Annotated in this window: 19 protein-coding genes; 11 read left to right on the top strand and 8 right to left on the bottom strand. The window is 54.1% G+C overall.

The window, feature by feature from the left end; translation table 11 throughout:
- Nucleotides 1-32 precede the first annotated feature (32 nt).
- Entirely contained in the window at nucleotides 33-995 is a 963-nt protein-coding gene (locus DTL42_RS09975) for a cytochrome c (RefSeq protein WP_114368583.1), read from the top strand.
- Here DTL42_RS09975 and DTL42_RS09970 read toward each other — a convergent pair.
- Both DTL42_RS09970 and DTL42_RS09965 read right to left on the bottom strand, forming a co-directional pair.
- Nucleotides 992-2,311: a hypothetical protein gene (locus DTL42_RS09970; RefSeq protein WP_114368582.1), complete on the bottom strand. Its 1,320-nt coding sequence runs from the start codon at nucleotides 2,309-2,311 to the stop codon at nucleotides 992-994. The genes DTL42_RS09975 and DTL42_RS09970 overlap by 4 nt on opposite strands.
- 65 nt (nucleotides 2,312-2,376) lie before the next feature.
- On the bottom strand, nucleotides 2,377-2,925 hold the full coding sequence (locus tag DTL42_RS09965; RefSeq protein WP_114368581.1) for an ATP-dependent Clp protease proteolytic subunit: 549 nt from the start codon (nucleotides 2,923-2,925) through the stop codon (nucleotides 2,377-2,379).
- A 263-nt stretch (nucleotides 2,926-3,188) separates the two neighbouring features.
- Here DTL42_RS09965 and DTL42_RS09960 point away from each other — a divergent pair, with 263 nt between their 5' ends.
- From DTL42_RS09960 to DTL42_RS09935, 7 genes are all read left to right on the top strand, one after another.
- Nucleotides 3,189-3,728, top strand: a complete 540-nt coding sequence (locus DTL42_RS09960; RefSeq protein ID WP_114368580.1) for a hypothetical protein — start codon at nucleotides 3,189-3,191, stop codon at nucleotides 3,726-3,728.
- Between the two features lie 235 nt (nucleotides 3,729-3,963).
- Nucleotides 3,964-5,463: a hypothetical protein gene (locus tag DTL42_RS09955; protein ID WP_114368579.1), complete on the top strand. Its 1,500-nt coding sequence runs from the start codon at nucleotides 3,964-3,966 to the stop codon at nucleotides 5,461-5,463.
- 128 nt (nucleotides 5,464-5,591) lie between these two features.
- A complete protein-coding gene (locus DTL42_RS09950; protein ID WP_114368578.1) occupies nucleotides 5,592-6,236 on the top strand; it encodes a hypothetical protein in 645 nt (214 codons plus the stop codon).
- 441 nt (nucleotides 6,237-6,677) lie between these two features.
- Nucleotides 6,678-7,154 (top strand): hypothetical protein, encoded by a 477-nt coding sequence (locus DTL42_RS25985; protein ID WP_147274226.1) that lies wholly within the window; start codon nucleotides 6,678-6,680, stop codon nucleotides 7,152-7,154.
- 376 nt (nucleotides 7,155-7,530) lie between these two features.
- Nucleotides 7,531-8,199, top strand: coding sequence for a hypothetical protein (locus DTL42_RS09945; RefSeq protein ID WP_114368577.1), 669 nt, complete (start codon nucleotides 7,531-7,533; stop codon nucleotides 8,197-8,199).
- 17 nt (nucleotides 8,200-8,216) lie between these two features.
- Nucleotides 8,217-9,209: an HTTM domain-containing protein gene (locus tag DTL42_RS09940; RefSeq protein WP_158545306.1), complete on the top strand. Its 993-nt coding sequence runs from the start codon at nucleotides 8,217-8,219 to the stop codon at nucleotides 9,207-9,209.
- 46 nt (nucleotides 9,210-9,255) lie between these two features.
- Complete coding sequence (locus tag DTL42_RS09935; protein ID WP_114368575.1) at nucleotides 9,256-10,164, top strand: sugar phosphate isomerase/epimerase family protein; 909 nt, start codon at nucleotides 9,256-9,258, stop codon at nucleotides 10,162-10,164.
- A gap of 28 nt (nucleotides 10,165-10,192) precedes the next feature.
- Here the strand turns inward: DTL42_RS09935 and polX are convergent, their stop codons facing one another.
- The 5 genes from polX to DTL42_RS09910 form a co-directional block, all read right to left on the bottom strand.
- Nucleotides 10,193-11,923, bottom strand: coding sequence for a DNA polymerase/3'-5' exonuclease PolX (gene polX / locus DTL42_RS09930; RefSeq protein WP_114368574.1), 1,731 nt, complete (start codon nucleotides 11,921-11,923; stop codon nucleotides 10,193-10,195).
- Nucleotides 11,924-12,070: 147 nt separating this feature from the next.
- Nucleotides 12,071-13,216, bottom strand: coding sequence for a hypothetical protein (locus DTL42_RS09925; protein ID WP_114368573.1), 1,146 nt, complete (start codon nucleotides 13,214-13,216; stop codon nucleotides 12,071-12,073).
- A 234-nt stretch (nucleotides 13,217-13,450) separates the two neighbouring features.
- Nucleotides 13,451-14,068, bottom strand: a complete 618-nt coding sequence (locus tag DTL42_RS09920) for a hypothetical protein (protein ID WP_114368572.1) — start codon at nucleotides 14,066-14,068, stop codon at nucleotides 13,451-13,453.
- Complete coding sequence (locus DTL42_RS09915) at nucleotides 14,055-14,495, bottom strand: hypothetical protein (RefSeq protein WP_114368571.1); 441 nt, start codon at nucleotides 14,493-14,495, stop codon at nucleotides 14,055-14,057. Before DTL42_RS09915 ends, DTL42_RS09920 begins: the two co-directional genes overlap by 14 nt.
- Complete coding sequence (locus tag DTL42_RS09910) at nucleotides 14,492-15,805, bottom strand: hypothetical protein (protein WP_158545305.1); 1,314 nt, start codon at nucleotides 15,803-15,805, stop codon at nucleotides 14,492-14,494. The genes DTL42_RS09915 and DTL42_RS09910 overlap by 4 nt, the downstream gene beginning before the upstream one ends.
- 169 nt (nucleotides 15,806-15,974) lie before the next feature.
- Here DTL42_RS09910 and DTL42_RS09905 point away from each other — a divergent pair, with 169 nt between their 5' ends.
- Nucleotides 15,975-17,234 (top strand): PQQ-binding-like beta-propeller repeat protein, encoded by a 1,260-nt coding sequence (locus DTL42_RS09905; RefSeq protein WP_158545304.1) that lies wholly within the window; start codon nucleotides 15,975-15,977, stop codon nucleotides 17,232-17,234.
- Nucleotides 17,235-17,276: 42 nt separating this feature from the next.
- Here DTL42_RS09905 and DTL42_RS09900 read toward each other — a convergent pair whose 3' ends face one another.
- A complete protein-coding gene (locus DTL42_RS09900) occupies nucleotides 17,277-17,561 on the bottom strand; it encodes a DNA-directed RNA polymerase subunit alpha C-terminal domain-containing protein (protein ID WP_114368568.1) in 285 nt (94 codons plus the stop codon).
- A 257-nt stretch (nucleotides 17,562-17,818) separates the two neighbouring features.
- On the opposite strand from DTL42_RS09900, the gene DTL42_RS09895 reads away from it, so the two are divergent.
- Nucleotides 17,819-20,119 carry an ATP-dependent helicase gene (locus tag DTL42_RS09895; protein WP_114368567.1) on the top strand — a complete coding sequence of 767 codons (2,301 nt, stop codon included), beginning with the start codon at nucleotides 17,819-17,821 and terminating at the stop codon, nucleotides 20,117-20,119.
- 7 nt (nucleotides 20,120-20,126) lie between these two features.
- Nucleotides 20,127-21,581 carry an NADH:flavin oxidoreductase gene (locus tag DTL42_RS09890; RefSeq protein WP_114368566.1) on the top strand — a complete coding sequence of 485 codons (1,455 nt, stop codon included), beginning with the start codon at nucleotides 20,127-20,129 and terminating at the stop codon, nucleotides 21,579-21,581.
- The last annotated feature ends 28 nt before the right edge of the window (nucleotides 21,582-21,609 follow it).

Below are 21,609 nucleotides of genomic sequence, written 5' to 3'. Positions count from 1 at the left end.
TTGTGAACTGTAAATGTCAGGAGACAATATCAATGCGTCGATTGGGTCTGGTTATCACTCTCGGAATGTTCGGCTTGCTGGCGACTAATTCAGCTGCGCAGGGGCAAGACGCCCAGCCGCGTGCCAAGCACCGTCAATTCGATGAAGCGACGACCAGCATCATCTTCTTTAAAGATGTCTTTTCCGAAGCCCTGCAAGGGGAACGCCCTGCCGCACTAAGTCAGAACCGCGTGGCTCCGGCTGGCATGAATCCCAGTGCATCAAGCGGTAATAGCACGCCTGCCGCCGCTGCTGACGGCAACACCGAGTGGGCTAAAATCATTTCCGCAACGACAATTCAAGATGAAGTCAAGCGTTTGAATTCGCAGCTTCTCGATACCGTACAAAACGTTCGTAAATTCAACGGAGGTGGCTTCGAGGATGCTCGTCGCGATTACACCGAACTGGCCATGCTGTTCGCGATAATCGCTCAATACAACGGTGACGTCCGTTGGAACGAACACGCCCTAACTGCCCGAGATCTTTTCGCCCGGGCTGGCTTCAACTCGAAGGTAGGTACCGACAATTCATTCAAAGAGGCCAAAGATCGCTCTCGGGATTTAGAAGAACTAGTCCGTGGTGGCTCGATTCCAGATCGCGATGCCGATCCGAAAGCGACGTGGGACGCCATCGCCGACCGCCCGCCACTGATGGAACGGCTGGAAATCGGCTTCGATAAACGCCTTAAAAAGATGACGGCCAGCGAAAGCGAATTTAAATCAAACACGGAAGACATCTTGCACGAAGCCGAGATTATCGCGGCGATTGGCCATGCGATGCAAAAGGAAGGCTTTGAATACCACGACGACGAAGACTACGTCAGCTATTGTCAACAAATGCAAGATGCCGCCCTAGCGGTCGTACAAGCGGTGAAAGACAACAACGCCGACGCCGCCCGTAAAGCCGCTGGCGATATTGGTCAGGCCTGTAGTGCCTGCCACGAGAGTTACCGCTAATTCGTCGACATCTTCGGCACGATAAGCTCGGGAATCTCGCCAGGAACTCTTGCGAAACTGGCCACTACCTGGGTCGGTTCATCACGAACCTCAATGGGCTGCCCCGAGAATTCACTAAGCGGCATCGTTTTGGGAGCATGGCCGTTGGCCATTTGCAAAGCCGTTAGCCAAATCGTCAAGCGTAGCTTGTCTTTTGCCAAGTCTGCTTGCTGGGCGTGCATTCCGCTTAAAAGAAAATCTCCTGAAACGATGGGATATCCCCCTGAGTTCCGTGCTTGATTCAAAGCATCGGCAATGGAATTCAAGACTTCCACACGAGCGTAGTAGGGCTCTTTGGCAGAGTCGACGACCTTCTTCATCGATTCCAAATAGAATGCCTGATCGGTTGTCAAATTCTTAGCAATATTCACCGACAGCTTCGCCAGCTCTCCACTAGCCGACATCGCGTCATATTCTTCCCGCGTCAGCAGAGAGGCGAGATGCCCGGCACGGATCATTTCTAGAAAGTGCAAGCCGCAGGCACGATCCACTTTCCATAGCTCGGTATCATCGGGCCAAGCTCGGGACGACTGCTCAAGAACCGTTTCCAAGGTTCTTAGGTGTCCTGCTTCCAATTTCGGATGCCGCAACAAGGCTCGCAACGTGACAAAAGATTCTTCTCGAATAGCGGCTGCCGTGTTGCGAGCAGCTAAGATTGGCACTTGGTTCAACTGATCGCCGTACGCTATCGCGTAAGCAACGGCGGTCACGGCTTCGTCCACATTATCTTGCTTGGCTTGCCGAGCTGCTTCTAATAGTTCAGCGCGCGCCAGACAGTGCATCATGCCTACCCAAGTAGGATCGGCCAGGTAGCCTTGCTCGATCTGAATCGGGTAGCGAACATCTGGCTGAATCAGCGCTTTGCGTGCCGCAGTTCGCTGGCTGTCCCACTTGCGAAGGTAGTCTTCACCTTGCGTGGTAATCAACAGCTCTCTCCCCGGAGCGTTCACATTCCACCAATGCCCGCTCTTGGCAAGTTGCTCGTCGACGTAGTCAGGATCGGTGCCATCGAAAAAGCGAGCTGTCTGCGTGGTAGAAGCCTCATCCGTGCGACTTTGGTATTGCGATGCCAGCTGCTTGGGCAGCGTGCCGTTTGCTTCGAGTCGCTCAAGTTCGTTCTTAATTCTCGGATCGTTAACCGTCTCCGAGAGCCGTAATTCTCCAAAATCAGCCGGCGTTGCATTGGCACCATAGGGATCGGTAGCGACTTGTTCGCCACAACCCAGGATGGAACTAGTTAACAGAGCAATGCTTAACAACAAGACAGCGCGAGCCATAGGGGAAGCGTCCAACAAGGTGTTCCGAATGGAGCCAGACGGTATCGTAATACGTTGGGCGTCGATCAGAAAAGCTCGATTAGCTCGGCCAGACCGGTAGCGGCCAGTTCCGCCCCAGTCACGAACCGCCCAGGATGCGTCCACTGCGCAATCGTCTCGGCTTGCGTTTGGAAGAGACTTGCCAGCATCGAGTCCATCTCAGAATTCAAATGATGGTAGTGCCGCACCCATTCTGCCGCCTCGGTGACCGGAATGTTCTCATCGCTTTGCCAACGCATCGGATGAAACAACATGACACTCCAAGGTGTGACGTATCGCTTCTTACAAGCGGCAAAAGGCCAAATCGCGGCCGAGGAACACTCGCCGATAACGATTCCCGTAGCTTGAATCTTCCTCAGCCGAATGAGGCTCACCAGCCCAATCGCCGCGTAAGAACTACCACCCGGCGAATCGAAATAGAGCGTACACTCCCCTTCAGGGGGAACTTCCAGCAACTTTTCGTAGATCTCGGTACATGATTCACCGAATTCGCCTGAGATGACAATCTCCAACGGACCTGGCTGCTCTTCTTGGTCTTCAGCAGGGGAAGGCGATGCGGAAGATTTCTTCGCCATGGCGATTCTCTCTTAAGATACCTAAAAAGATTGCAAGTCCTCGATTGCATTCCGGCTTATGATACCCCATTCGCATACCGGGGTAAGGGATCCCTCGCTGGGCTTCCCTACCCTGCCCCTAAGCAAACTTGCTCGATCTGTTTTGCGCGAATCGACACAAGTTGGCAGCCAAGCAGGGTAAGTATGGGTGAATTGCCCGTTTTTTGGGGTATCATGAAGCAGGTTCACCTACCTCATTTCGCCCCAACCAGGAGCATTCCAAGATGAAACAATTCGCGCCGCTCTGTTTCGGCCTTGTCCTGTTGACGTCCGTTTGTGCCCAAGCCGCCGAAGAAAAGGAAGCGAAAACCATTTCGTTCGGTGAAGGTCACTTCGAGATGACCGTTCCCGAAGGCTGGAAGACCGTCCAACCGAAGGTCAGAATCATCGATCACGAATTCTCAGCTCCCGCCAAAGAAAAAGATGCGACCCCAGGTCGTGCCACACTGATGGGCGCCGGTGGGGGTGTCGACGCGAACATTGCTCGCTGGAAAGGCCAATTCTCGAAGCTGACTTCCGACGAGGTCAAAGAGGAAAAGATTGCTGGCCAGAAAGTTCATTTCGTCGAGCTCAAAGGGGACTTCAAAGACCAACGCGGTCCTTTTGCGCCGGCCGAGACCAAAAAGGACTACACCGTTCTGGGCGCTATCATCACCACCGACAAGCTCGGGGACTACTTTCTCAAGTTCTATGGACCGTCAGAAACAATCGAGCAAAACAAGGAAAAGTTCACCGAGATGGTCAACAGCTTGAAGGTAAAGTAAGCTTCAACAAAGCACCAAAAAGACATGCTAAGGGAGACGTAATGGAAATTCCGCCTCCCTTTTTGCTGCGCAAAGCCAGGCAGACATGCGGCTAATGCAGTGAAATGTTTGCCCTGATCGTCCTGTTCTTAGCTCAGGGCTATATTAAAGAAGCGTAGATGGCGGAAACCCGATCGATTTTCGGGATTTCGCCTATTATCCCGATTTTGACGATTCTTCCCCGACGCAATCACTCATGAAGATTCATCAGTTCCTCGAGCACTATGGCATCCAATCGAACCCGTTCGCCGTGGAGGATGCCCAAACCGACACCGTCTTCAAAAGTGGCTGCATCGACACAACCTATCATCCTGCTTGGCAGAAGGTGTTTGGCGACCCGAAAGAGCCTTCAACGTCGATCGTGTTTGGAGAAAAAGGGGCCGGCAAGACAGCGATGCGGCTGCAAATCATCGAGCACATCGCCCGCTTCAACCAGCAGAATCCGACCCAACAGGTCTACGTCATCGAGTACGACGACTTCAATCCGTATCTCGATCGCTTTCGCGAACACCAAATGGGACGTGCCCGCCGTCCCGACCGAACGCTAAAACGCTGGATGTTGTGGGATCACATGGACGCCATTTTGATGATTGGCGTTACCAGCTTGATCGATCGAATTCTCGGTACACGCAACAGCATGGCCACGCCTGGCTGCGATATTACCGATTCCAACCTGTCGAAGCTCGATGCCAACCAGGCCCGCGATTTATTGTTGCTAGCAGCTTGCTACGACGAATCGACCACCGAAACCTTTCAATCGCGTTGGACCAATCTTCGGAAAAAGCTAGGCATCTGGTCGTTTGCCCCTTATGGTGCTTTTAGCATTGGGGTTGGTGTTTCGGTCGCTGTGGTTGCTTTGGTCATCTCGTTGGTGGCGAGCAGAGGCGAGTTGATTGGCCCCTGGTGGCTGTACCTGCTGGCGTTGATCGCCGGCTGGATGCCTTGGCTCGTCAAGGCCACGCGTGCTTTGTGGAAAGCACATCGAATCTACCGTAACGTGAAGGTGGGCAACCACGAGCGTATTCCGTTGGCCAAAACGCTGATGGACTTCACACTTACGGACTTGGCTTCACAACCGCTGCCCATGCATCCACGAACGGATGACCGCTATGCGATGCTCAACAAGTTCTCTGGCATTCTGCGGTCGATGGGAATTACCGGTATCATTGTCATCGTCGACCGGGTGGACGAACCTCACCTGATTAATGGTTCCCCGGAGTTGATGCGGCTGCTGTTGTGGCCGATGCTCGACAATAAATTCCTCAAACAGTCCGGAATTGGCGTTAAATTGTTGCTACCAATTGAATTGCAACAGTTTGTCGAGCGCGAAAGCAAAGAGTTTTACCAGCGTGCCCGACTCGATAAACAGAACATGATTCCTTCGCTGCAGTGGACCAGCGAGGCGCTTTACGATGTGGCCAGTGCCCGCATTCAAGCGGTTTCCCACGGCGAGGCCCCCTCGGTCCAAGAATTGTTCGACGAGGGTATCACCAAACAGCGTTTATTCGATGCCTTCCGCTCGCTGCGAGTGCCGCGTCACCTCTTTAAATTCTTGTACCGATTGCTGGTTGCTCACTGCAACAACTACACCGATCAAGACCCCAGCTACAAGATCACTAGCCAAACCTTTGAGTCGACTCTGGCCGTGTATCTTCGTGAACAAGATGCCTTCGATCGGGGCCTGGGCGCCGGTTAGTCGGCGAAGTCAAAAATCGACGTTGACATTTCCTGGCCGTTTTGCGAGAGTTTCCGACAACCATTGGAATCCGGCCGGGAAAACACTTCGAAATCCCGGCGCTAATTTTCACTAAGGAATTGAGCGTCATGCAGGGAAGCAAGCACGCTTGGCTATTGCTGATCGCGATCGTTTTCTTCGGATGCAATCAGTCCAACGACGCAACGTCGACCGTCGACAACGATCCAGCTTCTGGCCAACCGACAGAAGAGACTATTATCGTCGAGAAGATCGACGATGAAGTTCAAAAAGCGGTGAAAGATCCGAAAGCGGTGGTCGAGTTGTTCCTCCACTCGTTACGCGACGGCGACGAAGCAACGACAAGTCGCCTGTTGACCAACAAAGCTCGCAGCGAAACGGCGAAGCACGATATGGTCGTTCATCCCCCCGGCAGCAAAACTGCCCAGTTTGTGGTGGGCCAGACGATCTACACTACCGAATCCCATGATATCGCCCACGTCGAATCGAATTGGACCGATGTCGACGAAGCCGGACGCCGCCAATCGTACGAGATCGTTTGGATCTTGCGGCAAGAATCGCTGGGGTGGGCGGTTGCCGGTATGGCGACCGAATTATTTTCCGGAGAAACTCCTCTGGTCATGAATTTTGAAGATCCACTGGACATGCTGGCCCAACAACAGCGAGCCGAGCTGGAATTGACCCGCCGAGGAGCCGCCGCTGCTGGCAGCACCCAGGTAATGCCAGCTTCGCATTCTTCACCGCTCAGCCGCTAAGCAAGCCGTTAAGGCTGTATAGACACCACTAAGCCCACCCATAGCCTGTTTGCAGGCATTCTGGGTGGGCTTTTTTTAGGCACCTAGCCTTATCTGGCGAAATAGCCAATTCCTTAGACACGTCAAGTGAGGCCTCCTCGGCAAGATTTCCCTAAAAAGGAAAATCTTCTCTAAACACTCTAAATACCCGCCTCACTGCTTGACTTAGCCTGGAAGACTGGTAATTTTACGGCCTATGCTATGCAACGCATAAATTCCGCGTAATCACTACAGCTTCACAACAGGGTAAGCTAAGGCGATTCGCGGGATTACCGGTGACCTTAACAAGGCATTGGACAAGTCCTCCGACGTTTTGCCGTCGTGGTCGGGGGATCACATCGGACGGCGTCTTCGTGTTTTACTCCCTTGCACTTCAGAAAGTGAAGTTTGGAGGATTCTCAAATGAATCGTGTTTTCACTCTCGGTATCGCGATCTTTTTCGCGGTCGTTGGTATGGCCCTGATCGGCGGCGAACGTCAAGCTGACGCTGCTTTCGGTTGCCATGGATGTTTTGGTGGTAAGCACTGTGGCGGCATGTTCGCTCGCAAGGCTTCCTGCTGTGCCCCGGAACCAGCTTGTTGTGCTCCTGAGCCAACCTGCTGTGCTCCAGAACCTTCCTGCTGTGGCAAGAAGAAGCATTGTGGTCTGTTCGCTCGCCTGAAGGCTCGCCGTAGCTGCTGTGCTCCGGAACCGACCTGCTGTGCACCAGAGCCGACCTGCTGCGCTCCGGAACCCACTAGCTGTGCTCCAGAGCCAACCTGCTGTGCTCCAGAGCCAACCTGCTGCGCTCCGGAACCGACCTGTGCTGCTCCTGAAGCTGCTCCGGCCGCTTCCCCTTCGGAAGAAGCCGCTCCTCCGGCTCCTCCGGCTGAAGCCTAATTTCCGAACGGCTTCTTATTCGCTGGCCCGGCCTGCGGTCACATAAGAAGCCTGCCTGAAGGGTCTAACGGGATTCGCCCTGTTGCCCGTCCCTTTCAGCGGATTACAAAAAAGACCCGGTTTTCCTTTTTGGATGCCGGGTCTTTTTATTTCGGAATCCCCAAGCCATGCCGGCACTCCGCGACCTAACGTCAGAAATATGCCGCAGCTTCTATGCTTCGTGGTGAAATGGCTCGTCCCTCACTGCACTGCGATTGCCTAAAATCAATTTCTCGAAATCGCATAACCCGAGAGAAAACAGTCGATCCCCGATTTCGTCGAATTACAATCGAACGTTGACCCTCAAAGATAAACTCCCACCCGGAAATGCCCTCGGATGTCGTCCAAGAAAGACACAACTACCAGCCCATCGGCTGATGGCGTCCTCAGCCCAACTGCGCGGGGCATTGTCTCGCTCGTTTTGTTCATTTATCTGTTTGGCGTGTGGGTGGTTGTTTCCAGTTCTCTTGATGACTCCCATTCTTCGCCGGTGCATGAAAAGCTGTTGAACTTTTTTCGGCTCTATACCGAGCCCCTCAACCTTGAAGTCCGCGCCGCTCCTATTCCTCTCTACAGTGGGCGCCCAACAGACTACGAGCACTTCTTTCGGGTCGAGTTGGCGACCGATTCGGGGGAAACGCAAATCTACCAAGTTCCCGGCCCAGAGCTTGGGTCTGGCTTGAACGATCCTTATCGCTATCAGCGATTGGCCAAGATTGTCGGCATGCAAGCGGAAGCGGGCGAAGATACCATCCCTGCTGAAATCACCAAAGGAATCGGGCAATACTTCATTCGCCTAACAGGTCAGCGGAAGCTTGCCATAGAGTGTGTGCGTCGTCGCCCACAACCGATGGAACTACTGATCGATGGACAGCAGTTCGCTGCCGATCCGCGTGACGCATCCTACGAAGACGTTCTTTATCGCGCCCAAGTCTGGCTAGACGATCACGGTGCCGTCGAGCACATCAAAGAGATGGCGACCGAACATGTTGCCCCCGTCCAGTAATCACAGGAATTGCACGCGTGCTTGGCACTTATTTCACTCGACTTTCCGATTCTATCTCCGACGCCTGGAACTCGTTTTGGTTTCAGAAAGAAAGCCCACGGACCGTTAGCATCCTGCGCATCGTCGCCGGTATCGTGGCGTTGATTTACGCTTTCTCATTCACATCCGAACTGGCTATCTGGTTTTCGGACGGGGGCGTCCTTCCTTACGCCCGTACGCTTCGCCTGACCGGGGCCGATGATCCCACAAACCGTATTTACTATTGGTCGGTTTTCTACTTTGCTCATTCGCAACTATACCTGTACCTGCTGCATGCGACCGGGCTGATCTCGATTCTGATGTTCACAGTCGGTTTTCAAACACGAATCGCAGCGATCGTAGCCACCGTGTTTGTGATTTCTTATGCCCAGCGGGCTCCTATGCTAACCGGATTAGTCGAGCCGCTGCTCTGCCCCGTGATGCTCTACCTATGCCTAGCTCCGTGCGGTGCGTATTTTTCGGTCGATGCTTGGCTACGCGACCGCAGACGGACAGTTCCCGTTCCCGATTCGTTCCTGGCTCACTTGGCGGTGCGTCTGGTTCAGGTTCACGTTTCGATGTTCTACTTGATGCTGGCGTTTGCCAAGCTGGGCAACAACGTTTGGTGGAATGGTCAAGCGATGTGGTGGCTGATCGCTCAACCTGATACTCGGTTGGTTGACCTCACGTTTCTGCGTGCCAACGGCCTGCCCACCCTGGTCTTTGCTTGGACTCATTTGGTCGTGCTATTTGAACTGGTTTTCGGGTTGTTTATTTGGGTGCGGATCCTCCGTCCCCTCTTGGCAATCGTGGCCACGATTCACTGGATAGCCCTGGGACTAGTTACTGGGCACTGGGTATTTGCTATCCTGATGATTGGGCTAAGCTTGGCCTTTGCTCCGCTAGAAGTATTGACCGCAAAGTCCGAAACCTCCTCGCCGGCAAACAACAAAGCCACACAAACGCCAGAGCCAGTTGGCTCTGGTGTTTAATCCTGCCTGACCACGACTCTCCCAAAACTTGGAAGGAGTTTCCTCCATGGCTAACACCTCGCGCCTCAGTCGTCGCTCTTGGTTTGCTGTAACATCGGGCCTCACCGCTGGTAGCCTAATCACTGGTTCGGCGGTTGCTTCTGGACCGATTGCCAACCGCACCGCTCCCAAGTTTAAGCTCAGCCTGGCCGCCTACAGCTATCGGAATCTGCTGAAAGATCCCCAGTCAGGCGTAACACTCGAAACATTCATCGACGACTGCGCCAAAATGCAGTTAGATGGCACCGAGCTAACCTCGTATTACTTTCCCGCCGAACCAACGCCAGAGTTTCTGTACGGCCTCAAAGCACGGGCTTTCCAGCAAGGGCTAAGCGTATCGGGTACCGCTATCGGGAATGATTTTGGACATCCTCCGGGGGAAGCACGCGACCAGCAAATCGCCATGACGAAGGCCTGGATCGACCATGCGGCTAAACTTGGGGCTCCCGTAATTCGTGTTTTCGCAGGGCATCAGAAGAAGGGCTCCTCACCAGAAGAGGCTCATCGGTTAATGGTCGATGGGCTGAACGAAGTTTGCCAATATGCTGGCCAACAAGGTGTTTTTCTCGCCTTGGAAAACCACGGCGGTCCAACCGCCACGGCAGCTGGCCTGCTGAAAATTGTTCACGATGTGGACAGTGATTGGTTCGGCGTGAACCTCGACTCAGGCAACTTTCATAGCGAAAACATCTACGCAGAACAGGCCCAGGTAGCCCCCTACGCCCTGAATGTACAAATCAAAGTTGTCGTCTCAGGACCAGACAAAAAGAAAGTCCCTACTGACTTCCGCCGTGTCTTCAACATTCTGCAAGAAGCCAACTACCGTGGGTTCGTGGTTCTCGAATATGAAGAAGCAGGCAATCCGCGCGAAGAGTGCCCGAAATTCATCGAACAACTCCGCGAAGCAATGGCTTAACAGACTGGTAAACCATTTTCTCGGTCCGCTATCTCCCCAGCAGTTTCTGAATTTCTTTCCAAGACCGCGTGTTTACCACGTCGGCCTTGGTTAGCCCTCCGCGACGCGCCTGCTTGATACCATACTGCATGACGTTGAAGCCTTCGAGATTGTGGGCATCGCTATTGATGCCAATCGGAATACCTCGCTCTTTGGCGGCAGAACAATTCACATCATTCAAATCAAGCCGCATTGGATTCGCGTTTAGCTCGACGAACTTTTTGTTCTCTTTCGCACATTGAAAGACCGTTTCCAAATCAACGTCGTACGGTTCGCGGCGATTGATCAATCTGCCCGTCGGATGGGCAACAATGCAAACATTGGGGTTTTCGAGCGCTCCGACAATGCGATCGGTGATTTGCTGCTTCGATTGGTTTTGCCCGTAGTGAACACTGGCAATGATCCAATCCCCCTGCTCTAGCACTTCGTCTGGCAGGTCCATGCCCCCTTTTTCCAAGATGTCGCACTCGAGACCTTTTAGAACCTGGATTTTGCCGCTGAGCTTCTTATTTAGCTTGTCGATCTCTTTCCACTGCTCTAGTAAACGCTCGGCATCCAGCCCATTGGCCATGCTAACTCGCTTCGAGTGATCGGTGATCGCCACGTATTCGTAGCCCCGTTCAATCGCCGCGTCGATCATTTCCTCTAGCGTGTTCTTGCCGTCGGTCGCGTTGGTATGCATGTGCATATCCCCCACGATATCGTCAACGGTGATCAACTTTGGCAGCCCAGCTTCGGCCAGTTTGATCACATCGCGGTTCTCTCGCAACTCTGGAGGAAACCAAGGTAAGCCTAAAGCCTGATAAACCTCTTCTTCGGTCTTTCCGGCGATGTACGTTTCGCTGCCATCTTCTTCCATGCGAAAAACGCCGTACTCGTTAATCTTCAAACCATGTTGCTTCGCGATTCCACGCACCTTGACGTTATGTTCTTTGGAACCGGTAAAATATTGCAGCGCCGCTCCGTAGCTTTTCGCTGGTACCACACGCAGATCGACTTGCATGTTATTTTCCAGGCGAATCGACATCTTCGTCTCTCCCCGAGCGATCACTTCGCTCAGTTCCGTAAAATCGCCCAAACGATCCATGGCCGCTTCCGGAGACTTGGCGGTGACCAGAATGTCGATGTCCCCCACCGTCTCTTTTCCCCGGCGATAGCTGCCAGCAATTTCCAACTGCTCTATCCCCTTAGCGGTACTCAAATGCTGACGCAAACGTTGCACCAGCTTATCGGCGGTGGCCCAATAGGTTCGCTGCTCGGCAGTCGCGGCCAGGTCGATGCCTGCCAAGATTGTTTGCTCGGTCTTCGCGCCAAAACCTTTCAATTCACGCACACGTTCGTCGAGACAGGCCTGCTTCAGTTCGTCGAGTGTCGTGATCTTCAGCTCTTGGTAGATCACGGCTGCTTTCTTCGGGCCAAGACCAGGGATTCGCAGCATGGCCAGAACAGACTGGGGAATTTTCTTTTGCAGTTCTTCAAGCTGTGGCAACTCGCCAGATTCGACTAACACTTGGCATTTCTCCGCCAAGTCTTTGCCTATTCCATCCAAGTCGGTCAGCTTTTGGCTACCATCTTCCAAGATGTCGCTAATCTGCTGCGATAGCCCTTCGATTGTCCGTGCGGCATTACGATAGGCTCGAACGCGAAAAGCGTTCGCCCCTTGAAATTCCAATAGGTCAGCCAACAGTTCGAATTTAGCGGCAATCTGGGCATTGTTCATAGCGATAGCAACTTCCGTGGCAAAGGGTGACACCCTCCAGCGTAGCCGCTGTAAATCGCTTCGATCAACTCCCCTTGTGGCGCATAAAAAAGGGGACGGTCATCGGTCCCCAAAATGTTTTTGCAACACGGCACTTTAACTCGTGCCCTATTTTCTAGGGGCTCCCCAGCCGTTGGCGTCGGTTTGAATCGAAGCCGTTGGCAAGCGGTAGTTACGCTGGGGCGGCTCTTTTTCCATTTGATAACCAACCGGCATGATCACGCTACGAGTCCCCAACCCAGCGGTCTTATCGCGTGGATCTAACAGACGAGGTGCTTCATGGCTGGTGCCAGAGGTCGAAATCTGCGGGTCAGGAATCGGATTGACCGGTATCCCCTGCCATGGGTTGGCACTTGGCTTCTTGCTGGATGAAGACGAAGGAGTCACCGTGGTGGTTGCTGGGTGCTTACTGGTCACCGCCGGAGGAACATAGCGCGAAATCGGAGCGTTCGTGCTTGGATTGGTAGTGGTCGCACCCATCGAACCGTTCAAATCCAAACCTTGCGCAGGATAGCCAGGTCGCAGCGCTGGCTGTGTGTCCGCTGCTGGAGGCTGCGGCTCTGTACCGTAGCGCGAGCCAGGCTGCGTTCCGAAAGATTGCTGAGGCTGCTGCGGTTGGATATAGCTTGAACCACTCCCCTGCATACTTCCTGCCGGAGGCACCGAAGAGGGAGGTGGTGGAACTTGAACCGGCGATTGTTGCGGGGAATAACTGCCAACAGGAGCTTGGTCACGAGGTGTCCACGCACCTGGTTGTCCCATCTGAATCGATCCACCGGCAGCTGGAGCAGGCGTATTATAGCCCGCCGATGCACAACCGCAGCTCGAAGGGGACTGAGCATATCCCATCGCAGGGATACGTTGGACCTGATTGCGCGACGTGGTGCATCCTTGATAACCAACCACTGGTACGCCACCTGGCGTTGGTTGATAAACGGTTGTCGGACGGTAGACCGTCACCGGAACGCGCTGCATTTGCGACTGGTAATTCATCGGCGTGTAGCCAACGGTTGTACCAGGGTAAGATCCCACAACCGATGGCTGGCAAGCCCCTTGGGCCGGCGCGTAATTTACCGTGGTCGGGTAACCGGGATAGTTCGTCGTAATAACTGGCGGCTGGACCGGATATGCTTCGGTGTTGTTACCCCAAAGCCAATCGGTGAGCCAACAAGCCTGGGCAGCACCAGGATTGTTCAGCACCATTAGGCTGCAAACCAGCAGGGTGAATACGGTTTTGATCGGCGAAGCAGTCATCCGGGAACGATCCTTCCGGTTGAAAACGCATCAGTCGTCGATCCATCGAACTAGCAAAAACGGGCTTTCCATTGCCACGCAGAAAAATGGGGACGGTGAAGGATAGATCACAGCCTCGAGTCGGAACAGGAAAAATCGTACTGATTTCCCCAACTTTGCCCCTCCCCAAGGGCAGAGGTAACTCTTGGTCAAACGCTTCCGACCACGAAAGCGTTGCCGACGAGAGAATCTTTATCAGATAGCGAATGCTTGGCAACGAGGTTTCGCATGCTCTGGCCGATATAACCCGCGCAGCTCGCACCAGTGATACAGCCGGAAAAAGAAATCGCGAATGTTGCCAGGTTCCTCTTCCCAAATCGCGCGAAGCTCGGCTTCGTAAGGCGTGACATCGCCGCCCAGAAGCATGCCTGCCAATTCGTAGGCCAAGGGCCAATTGACTTCTGTCCGCAGCAAAATGGGCACGCCACAGTCCGCATGGCACGTTACCAGCAAACGGGCTCGCTTCTGCCAGCACCGTGCCCGCACCCACCGTTGCTGCCACCACGAAAGCTGCTCGAAACCGTCGATGACCAGAATGCTGCTTTCATCGAGTTGGCCCCAAGAAATAGATTTTCGCTTTCGTGCTGCTGTCAGGCGGACACGTTGCTCGCGCCAGCCTAGCTCTTTCCACTTTGGCGAAAGCATTTCGAGCAACGTCGACTTGCCACTACCATGTGGCCCAACAATCGCACGCTGAGCTCCGAGCTTCTCAAACGTTGCGGCGCACTTATCGGCCGCTGTCCCGGCTGGAAAATGAAACGGGATTTGCCCTGGCCGTGTAAAGCAGGTGGAAAATGGGTTACGCCGCATCATCGGCACGCTTTCGACTTCGGGCCTTGGCCGCCATCGGGACGACAGGCTCCAATTCGCCCAGCCGAAACGGAACCTCTTCCATAAATTCTTTGCCCTGCTGCATAAACACGCGGACACGGATCGCCCAGCGAATTTTCACAATCAGCCCTTGATACGAAAGTGGACTGCGCGGCAAGCGTGTCTGAAAACGTCGCCGTTTGGTCAAGTCCGCGTCGTTGCGATCGATCGGTAACAACCGGCGGAAGTCGTGCATCGCCAAATCTTCTTCCCCGGTCCCCTCCGTATACCACAAGACCGAAGCCTCGATGGCCTGGACATCAGCAGGCGAAATGCCGCTGATCTCGAAGCTGGCAATCAATTCCTCATCCGGCAAATAGGCCCGACTGGGACGATCGAGTTTGATTTCGATTTTTGGCGGTAGATTCATCGGATCGATTCGACCTCCGCCGGATAAACGACAATGGGAAAGCTACGACTAATTCGCGTTGAATGGTCGGCGTTGATTTGTACTACAAGCTTCCAGTGAATCGCATTGTGATCCGACTTGAAGCTATGCATCGAACCTTCTGGGATTTTCAATTGATAATCCGCCTCGAACGGCATCCCGGGTTTGATCTCGAACCCTTGGGCATGCGCGACTTCTTCTTCCGCAACCCGCTTGGTCTCGCTGCGGACGTCCGTTCCTTGCAGAAAAGTGGCCGCTTCTTCACATATTAGCGTAATCCGCAGATGCTTGACCTTCATCTTCCCAGCCTGAGTGACAAACACACGGTACTCTTTGCCAGGATAAAGAGGATGGTTCGAGATTTCCAATCCAGTTGGCCCTACCCGCGTGTGATTGGTCACTTCGCGCAAAAACTGGTAGATCGCCGCCAACGCGATCGCCGTCGTGGGTAAAGCCACGATTGAAAGCAGCCAGTCAGGCTTCCCGGCCAAATGTTTCCCCAGAGCAGCAATAAAGAAAACGGCTGCCATTCCGCTCCACAGCAAACTAAAAATCAACGTCGCCAGCAGCCACCAACCGGGCGACACTTCGATTGGCAAGCGAAACGCCAAGCGTACACCTGGACTGTTGGTGAGGTTGGCATCGTTGGGAATGGAAGGGTAAGTTGCCGCTGGCATAGCCTCGCGAAGCAGCTTTAGGGTTTTCGCTTTCTTAGCCATCGCAGCCCGGCGTTCGACCGAAGTCCCCATTAGCAGCAGGGTATAAATGAGCCCGATTCCACCGATCACGATGAACGAAATCAGCACCAGGAAGATCACCCACAACCCATAGGCCGGGGTCCGTTCCAACACAATACTCTGAGCTGGGCTTTCCGGGTCGTACCAAGCGGGATAAATCCAGCCAGGATAATACCCTTCGATTCGCTGCCAGGCTTCTTCTGCGGTAGCAAAGGTGATTTCATTCCGACGAAGCGTCCAGCGTAGACAGCGCCTTTCAGGAAGCTCGATCAGGACCAACGCTTCCGGGCGATAGCGTGGATACCCTTCGTTTCCAACCTCCACCACCCGAATCTCTTGAACGATCCCTTCTCCCTTGACGTAGGCGACCTCTGGGAACATTGCTCGGATGGGCCAGGTTTCGAGCCAGGTCGAAGCGCCGGCCATTGCCGTGAAAATAACGCCAAAAAAGAAGAGCGCAGAGAAAAAGAACGTCTCGCCGACCGTGGCAACGACACGCGAAACCGTACGGCGAGAACCCCGTTTTTTCTCCCAGATGCGAAACCAGCGTGGCATAAATGGTCTATTCTTCGGCCAAAATCCTTCAGCTTTGCCGCTTCGAAGCATTCCTGAGCAGGCGATTAGACAAGCAGCGGGCCATTGGATTGGAACTCGCCTGCGCGATACCATGCTAAATATAACTGCATTCGCACCCTACGGCACCGACACACGTCAGGATTCTCTCATGATTCACCGCCGATTCCCCTGGAAATCGCTTGCCGCATTGCTGATTGCTGCGGCTCTGGTCCCTACCACCCAGGCTGGCGATTGGCCACAAATCCTAGGGCCTCATCGTAATGGGCATGCCGAAAACGAAAAGCTGCCCGACAAATGGTCCGAAGATGGCCCTCAAGAGCTTTGGCGACGCGACCTGGGCACCGGCTATGCTGGTCCGGCGGTGAAAGATGACGTGGTTTATCTTTTCCACCGGCAATCGAGTTCGGAGCTATTGGACGCCGTCGATCTGAAAACGGGGGAGCGCATCTGGACGTGCGATATGCCGGCCTCGTACCGCGCCTCGATCAATCCAGATGATGGCCCTCGTTGCACACCGGTTGTCACGGACGATTCGGTGGTTGTCTTCGGAGCGGCAGGCCAATTGCGTTGCATCAATCGCGAAACCGGCAAGATTCGCTGGGCCGTCGACCTAGCCCGAGAGTTTGGGGCGCAGGAAGGTTATTTTGGATTCGGCAGCACTCCCATCGTTTACGACAAGCTTGTTTTGACCAATGTCGGCGGGCGCGACAACGCGGCGGTCGTAGCCGTAACTCTGAAAGATGGCCAGTTTGCCTGGCGAGCCGGGAACGATGGGGCCAGTTATTCTTCGCCAACCATGGCCACGATTGCCGATCGTCCCTATGCCGTTTTCGTTACCCGGTTTCAAACGCTTTTGTTCGACCCATTCACGGGAAGAATTCTATACGGCTTCCCGTTTGGTCAACGCGGCCCGACAGTCAATGCAGCAACTCCGCTTGTTTCAGGGAATAAACTGTTTGTCACTTCCAATTACGGAGTTGGATCGAGGCTAGTCGAACTCGAAAAGACTCAGTTCAAGCCCATTTGGGAAAACGACGACTCCCTTTCAAGCCACTACAACACCCCGATTTTGGTCGGTGATTATCTGTATGGGGTACATGGACGGGAAGATCTTGGCCGGGCCGAGCTTCGCTGTGTGGAACTGGCTACCGGCAAAGTGATGTGGTCAGAAGCGGGCTTTGGCACTTCCCACCTGATTTACGCCGATGGAAAATTGATTGCGGTGAAGAATGATGGAGCCGCAATCCTCTTCAAGCCCGATCCGCAGAAGTTTCAAGAGCTCAGCCGCTTCCAGGCGGGCAAAGACACCGTTTGGGCTTTGCCCGCCTTGAGCGGTGGAATGCTGCTAGTCCGCGAGTCCGGCCAGCGCGGAGGGCCGGTTCGCTGTTATCAAATAGGCGCCAAGTAACCGATCGACCCGATCAAGGGAACCTGGGGCCAAACCAACACGTTAAACGGCTGCAGCCGTCGCACGAGCAAGTTGGCGGGTATGACGATAGAACCCAACGCTTTCCAGCGCCGAGTAGACCTCGTCGAGGGTCTTTTCGCCGAAGTTGGAAATACTCAACAAATCGGCGGGCGTGCAATTGAGCAAATCGCGAACGGTGAAGATGCCCTTTTCCTCAAGGCAATTCGTAGTGCGGACGGTCAATCCGATTTCCGCAGTACTCATTTCGAGCTTAGCCAACAGATCGTCGTGTTGCTGGTCAGCTGAATTCAGAGGAATTCGTGGCATGGGTTCCCTCCCTGTCGCAAGATGAAAAAGTTGTAATGCGGCCCATCCCTAGAGCCACTTTTCTCGCAATGCAAGCCACCTCAATTCTTACGAATAGGAAACGGGTCAGTGAGGGTCTCGCGTTGCAGTGGGAATTACTATACTCATTTCTTTAGCATTGAATACCAGATTCGGAAAAATTTACGGAAACTACCCAAGGTAGTGCTAGCGTTGCTTTCAAGTTGTGACGCTAGCGTCCTCCCCCTAGAGGTTGATGGATGACCGATCCCTTGTTTCATGGCCTGACCGAGTCGCAGCAGCAAGCGGTTGCGCACGTTGATGGCCCTTTGTTAGTTCTCGCAGGCCCTGGCAGTGGAAAGACACGTGTCGTCACGCATCGCATCGCCCACATGCTGCAAAGCGGTGTCTACTCGTCGCAAATCGTGGCACTGACGTTTACCAACAAAGCCGCCGAAGAAATGCGTTCCCGTGTCGAACGCTTAGCCCCGCAAAGCACGGTTTGGATCAGCACGTTTCACCGCTTCTGTGCGCGGCTGCTGCGTAACTATTCGAACCTTGTCGGACTCGATTCGAACTACACGATTTACGACACGTCTGATTCGTTGCAGATTTTAAAGCGAGCCCTGCAAACCGAAGAAATCTCGACCTCGCACGCTACGCCAGAAAAAATTGCCCGCGCGATCAGCTGGGCCAAAAACAACATGGTGCTGCCGGAGCGGTACGAAGCCGACTCGGCCAGCGCGATCAGTGCAATTGTGCGCGATGTTTACCCAGAGTATCAGCGACAGCTCCGGGCTGCTAACGCGGTCGATTTCGACGACATGCTGATGCTCGTCGCCCAGATGTTGCAAGAGAACGAAGAGTTGCGTGCAGCGTTAGACGAGCGTTTCCGCTACATTCTGGTCGACGAATATCAAGATACGAACCTAGTGCAATATCTCCTGGTACGGTCGCTCTCGCAGCAGTTCCCCAACTTGGGCGTGACAGGCGATCCCGATCAATCGATTTACGGCTGGCGCGGAGCGAACCTAAACAACATTCTCGACTTTGAGAAAGACTTCCAGCGGGTCAATGTTGTCCGGCTGGAACAGAACTTCCGCAGCACGCCCAACATTCTTGCGGTCGCCGATCACTTGATTGGGCACAACAAACGCCGCAAGAAGAAATCGCTGTTCACCGAACTGCCAGCCGGCCAACCGGTTCGCTTATTGACTTATGCCACCAGCCACGAAGAGGCCCAGGCAATTGCGACGCGAATCGCCGCCCAGGTTGCCCAAGGCAAACGACGCCCACGCGACTTCGCCATTTTTTATCGAGTGAATGCCTTATCGCGGGCCTACGAAGAAGCTCTTCGCCAGCAAGGCATTCCTTACATGATTGTCAGCGGGGTCGAGTTTTATCACCGCAAAGAAATCAAAGATGTTCTGGCCTATGCCATGCTAATGAACAACCCACGCGACGACGTGGCCTTCTCGCGCATCGTCAACACGCCAACGCGTGGGATTGGCAAGTCAACGATCTTGAAGCTGCAAGTTCATGCGTTGGATCACGGTATTTCGATGATGGAAGCTGCCAGAGAAGCAGGCATGATCGAGTCGCTTAGCAAACGAGCCGCGGTAGCCGTAGCGAAGTTCGTGGCCCTTTTCGACCGCATCTCGCTGAAGATCAACGAACCGGTCGAAGAGATCCTGGGAGCAATCCTGACCGAAAGTAGCTATCGAGCTCAGTTTGAAAATTCTGAGGACGAGGACGACCTGACTCGCCTAGAAAATATCGAAGAGCTTCTCTCGTCCGCGCGAGAATTTGATATCCAACACCCAGAAGATGGTACGCTCGAGCAATACCTCGAAGATAAAGCCCTAGTAAACGAGACGGACGAGTTCGATACCGAACTAGATCGAGTGACCTTGATGACCCTGCACGCCGCTAAAGGCTTAGAGTTTCCGTGGGTGTTTATCGTAGCGGTCGAGCAAGGGCTGCTGCCGCACGAACGCTCCAAAGACTCGGATGCACAGCTTGAAGAAGAACGCCGACTCTTGTTTGTGGGGATCACGCGGGCTCAAGAAGAACTCGAACTAAGCACGGCCAATCAGCGAGATTTCCGTGGGCGTCGCCAGATGACCGTACCAAGTAATTTCCTCTTTGAACTGCCTCGCGAGGAAATGGACTTCCAGGCCCAACTTGGTCGGCCAGTCGCTATATCCAGGGAAGATTGGGATGCCGTGCATGACATCCCCGAGGACGACTTCAGCCAAGTTGGCGAATCGGGCGATTTTTCCAGCGACTCGCCAAGCGAGAGTGGCTCGGCTTACACTAAAATGCTGATGACCGCCGCAGACATGGTAAAAGGACCGCAATCTTCGCGTCCGAAATCCGATCCAGAACGATTTCATCAATCGATGGCTGTCCTACATCCGACTTACGGATTGGGCAAGATTATCGCGATGAGTGGCGAGGGGGCCAAACGAACGGCGACGGTCAAATTCCTGACAGGCGAGCAAGAGACGAAAAAATTCGTGCTGGCCTTTTCCGAACTCCGACCTGCTGCCACAAGTTAAAACACGCATGAGTAGTCGTTATATCAAAGTCGCCCAGTTAAAAACCGTCGCTACATTTCAACAACGTTTGGCGGAATTAGGGCTCGAGTTGCCGTGCGACGATACGATTCTGACGCGTGAGCAAGGTTCGCCTATGGCCGCTCCTTTAACGGCTGGCGGTTTCACCATGGGCAATCGGTGGTGTATTCACCCTATGGAAGGTTGGGACGCCAACCCGGATGGCTCGCCGAGCGAGTATACGATTCGCCGGTGGGAGAACTTTGGCCGTAGTGGCGCCAAGTGGATTTGGGGGGGAGAAGCGGCTGCGGTTCAGGAAGATGGGCGAGCCAATCCCAATCAAACGCTCGGCACCGAGTCGAATCGTTTTGGTCTGGAGAAGCTGTTCGATGCGTTAGTCAGTACACATCGAAAAGAAATCGGAGATCCGTCCGATTTGCTTGTTGGCTTGCAGTTAACGCACTCAGGCCGCTATTGCCGTCCCAATCAAAAACATCTCGCCGAGCCACGGATCGCCTACCACCACCCGGTTCTCGACGGGCGTGTTGGCATTGCTCCCGACGACGACTCGGCAATTTGGACTGATGATCAGCTTGACGAGTTAATCGATAACTTCGTTCGTGCGGCCAAGCTGGCCCAGCAACTCGGTTTTCACTTTGTTGATGTGAAGTGTTGCCACGGTTACTTGTTGCATGAGTTCCTCAGCGCTCGGCAGCGGCCAGGCCGATTTGGAGGCGACTTCGATGGGCGAACGCGTCTGCTGCTGACGATCATTCGGCGGATCAAGCAGGAATGTCCCGGCCTTTTGATTGGGGTTCGCTTAAGTATCTTCGACTTGATTCCATTTCATGCCGGCCCAGAAGCAGGCGAGCCGATCGACTACGCGAGCCTGCTGCCGTATCAGTTTGGCTTCGGCGTCGATGCCGACGATCCAGAACGAATGGACTTGAGCGAACCGATTCAACTGCTCAAGCTGCTGGAAGCCGAAGGCGTGTTCGCCGTGAATCTTTCGGCGGGCAGTCCCTACTACAACCCGCATATTCAGCGTCCAGCCATCTTCCCACCCACCGACGGCTATCCACCGCCCGAAGATCCACTGCTAGGCGTTGTGCGTCAGATCGAGGCCGTGCGCGATTGCAAACAGGCCGTCCCTAGTTTGGCGATGGTGGGGACCGGTTATACCTACCTGCAAGAATACGTTCCGCATGTCGCCCAAGCGGTTGTGCGTGCAGGCTGGGTCGATAGTGTGGGGCTGGGCCGCATGGTTCTCTCCCTGCCAGAACTGCCCCAGGTGACGCTGGAAGAAGGGACCATGCCGCGTAAGAAAATCTGCCGCACGTTCAGCGATTGTACTTCGGGGCCACGCAAAGGCTTGATCTCTGGCTGTTACCCGCTCGATCCGTTTTATAAGGTGCTGCCAGAAGCTCAACAGCTAAAAGAAGCCAAGGCAGCCTCGGCCCGTTAGTGGCAGCATTTACCTCACGGCGAAGCGA

Origin of the sequence: Bremerella cremea, from assembly GCF_003335505.1 — a bacterium.
Taxonomy (GTDB): domain Bacteria; phylum Planctomycetota; class Planctomycetia; order Pirellulales; family Pirellulaceae; genus Bremerella; species Bremerella cremea_A.
This window is presented reverse-complemented; position numbering and strand designations above follow the sequence as displayed.